The 2,446-nt window shown below is 66.0% G+C and carries 4 protein-coding genes and 1 pseudogene; 4 read left to right on the top strand and 1 reads right to left on the bottom strand.

The features are described from left to right. From LQR33_RS24225 to LQR33_RS24390, 4 genes and pseudogenes are all read left to right on the top strand, one after another. The coding region (locus LQR33_RS24225; protein ID WP_269326248.1) for an SPOR domain-containing protein at positions 1 to 670 on the top strand (670 nt) is incomplete at its 5' end. 107 nt (positions 671 to 777) lie between these two features. After that, positions 778 to 1,596 (top strand): YoaK family protein, encoded by an 819-nt coding sequence (locus tag LQR33_RS12425; protein WP_221667352.1) that lies wholly within the window; start codon positions 778 to 780, stop codon positions 1,594 to 1,596. A gap of 7 nt (positions 1,597 to 1,603) precedes the next feature. Further along, positions 1,604 to 1,807: pseudogene (locus tag LQR33_RS24395) on the top strand (arginase family protein); the annotation flags it as partial. A 2-nt stretch (positions 1,808 to 1,809) separates the two neighbouring features. Further along, a complete protein-coding gene (locus tag LQR33_RS24390) occupies positions 1,810 to 1,926 on the top strand; it encodes a hypothetical protein (protein ID WP_378108652.1) in 117 nt (38 codons plus the stop codon). A 282-nt stretch (positions 1,927 to 2,208) separates the two neighbouring features. Here LQR33_RS24390 and LQR33_RS12415 read toward each other — a convergent pair. Then, on the bottom strand, positions 2,209 to 2,446 hold a 238-nt coding region (locus LQR33_RS12415), incomplete at its 5' end, for an adenosylcobinamide-GDP ribazoletransferase (protein ID WP_231469170.1).

Genomic DNA, 2,446 nt, shown 5'->3' with positions numbered 1-2,446 from the left:
GGCCAGCGCGCCGGCGGCCTCGGCGCCCGCGGCGCAGCCGCTGCACGAGACCAAGCCCGCGGCTAGCGCGGCCAAGCCCCAGGTCAAGCCGGCAGCCAAGCCGGAAGCGTCCAAACCCGCGGCCAAGGCGGCCGATAAGCCACAGGATAAGGCCGGGCAGGAAAAGGCGGCCCAAGACAAGAAAACCCAGGACAAGCAGCCCGAGGCCTTGGCCTGCTATCGCTGGAGCGGCCTCAACGACAGCCTGCTGGCGCGGGTGAAGGGCGGCGTGCCGCAACTGAAGCTGAAATCCGGCCAGGTGCAGGAAGACAGCAAGGATGAGAGCAAGGGCTCCGGCCGTTTCTGGGTGTATTACCCGCCGTTGGCCACCCAGTCCGAAACCAAGACCCTGTCGGCCGAGATGAGGGACAAGGGCTTCGACAACTACATCGTCAGCAACGATGAATTCAAGGGCAATCTGTCGCTTGGCCTGTTCGGCAAGGAGGACGCGGCCAAGACGCTGGTGGCGCGGCTGAAGGCGGCCGGCTACGATAAGGCGGTGGTCAAGTCCAAGGATCAGCCGGCCAAGATCACCGCGCTGACCTTCAAGGAGCTGGACGCGGCGCAGGCCGAGCGCCTGAAGGCATTGCAGAAGCGGCTGACGCCCGGCATCGCGCTGAAGGGCTGCTGAGCGGAGACCGTGGCCAAAGCTTGATCCAGCGGCTTGCCAAGCGGCATGCTGCGGCGCAATATCGACAACGGCGGCGACAGGCCGCCGTTTTGCTTGCCAGGCTTTCCATGACCCGACACATCCACATTACCCGGCTGCTGGACCGCGGCCGCTTCAACGACAGGATATTGCGCCAGCTCGGCTGGGCGATGGCCTTCATCGCCGGCGCGATCAACGCCGGCGGCTTCCTGGCTGTGCACCGCTACACCTCGCACGTGTCCGGCATCGTGTCCGGCATGGCCGACGCCTGGGCCACCGGCGAGATCGGAGTGGGATTGTCGCTGCTGGTGATGCTGTGCAGCTTCATAGGCGGCGCGATGCACAGCACCTGGCTGATCCTGTGGGCGCGGCGGCAAAGGCTGCGCGGCGGCTACGGCGTGTCGATGATGGAGGAGGCGCTGCTGTTGCTGGTGTTCGGCCTGCTGGGCGCTGGGTTGTCGCTGCACAAGGGCCTGTTCACTCCGCCGACGGTGATGCTGCTGTGCTTCATCATGGGCATGCACAACACCATCGTCACCAAGCTGTCCGGCGGGCTATTGCGCAGCACCCACATGACCGGCATCGCCACCGATATCGGCATCGAGCTGGCCAAGATGAGCTATTACAACCGTCAGGCCAACGCGCGGGTGGCGGCGGTGCGTTCCAACCGCAAGAAATTCCGCGTCTACGCACTGATCCTGCTGGCCTTCTTCCTGGGCGGCGTGGTCGGCGCGTTGGGCTTCAAGCACCTGGGCTTCGGCTTCACGCTGCCCTTGGCGCTGTTCCTGTTCCTGCTGGGCCTCAGGCCTGCCTGGTACGACGTCAAGCTGCGCTGGCGCTGGTGGCGCGGCCGCTGGGCATCGCGGCGCGCACGGACCGCCCTGCAGGGCGGAGGTGACGCGTCCTGAGGCGGTGGCCAGCGTGCAGCTGGCCGAGCTGAAACCGCATCCGTGGGGCTTCGATCCGTTCGATGATCTGGCGGTGGTTGACTACGGCGACTGCTGGTTCGACGCGCACAACCCGCTGACCATCAAGCCGATCATCGTCGAACACGCCCGAACCATCTTGGCCTCCGGTGCCAATATGCTGACCTTCGGCGGCGACCATTACTTCACCTGGATGTGGTGGAAGTGGCGCCGAGCTACGACCAGAGCGAAATCACCGCGCTGGCTGTGGCCCACATCGCCTGTGACATGCTGTGCCTGATGCGCAACAAGAAGGTGGCGGGCACGCTGTAAGCTGTCCACGCCTTGGAAGCGACTCGGTTCCCTTATTGAGCGGGCGGCGTTTTTTTAATTTAAGTGTTGAAAAGCAGGGGGGAGTCCGCTGCGCGGACGGGATGATTTTCATGGCGGGGCTGCCCGCCGAGCAGGTCGGGGAGCTGCTTCGCCAGCTCCCCGACACCCCTAGGAGACCCCGACAGCGCGGCGAAACCCCGCCTCCAAAGCCATTTCCAAGGCGCCGCCCAACTCGCGGGGCGCTAGCGTCGCCGCGCTCAAACAAATGGCGGCTTAANNNTGTCAGTTCCAGGCGGGCACCCGCCATAACAACAAGCCCAGCATCGCGATCTCGCAAAGCTCCACCCCCGCGCCCAGGCAATCGCCGGTCATGCCGCCCAGGCGGCGCTTCAGGAAGGCCCACCAGGCCAGGCCGGCTAGCGGGGCCAGCAGCAGCGCCGGGGCCAGCCAGGCCGACAGCGCCAGTAGCGCGGCCAGGTTCAGGCCCATGCCGGCCCAGTCGCGCCGCCAGGCGAAGCGC

The sequence above is a fragment of the Chromobacterium piscinae genome, assembly GCF_021129175.1.
GTDB classification, from domain to species: domain Bacteria; phylum Pseudomonadota; class Gammaproteobacteria; order Burkholderiales; family Chromobacteriaceae; genus Chromobacterium; species Chromobacterium piscinae.
Note: the sequence above shows the minus strand (reverse complement) of the source record. Positions and strands in the feature narration are given on the sequence as shown.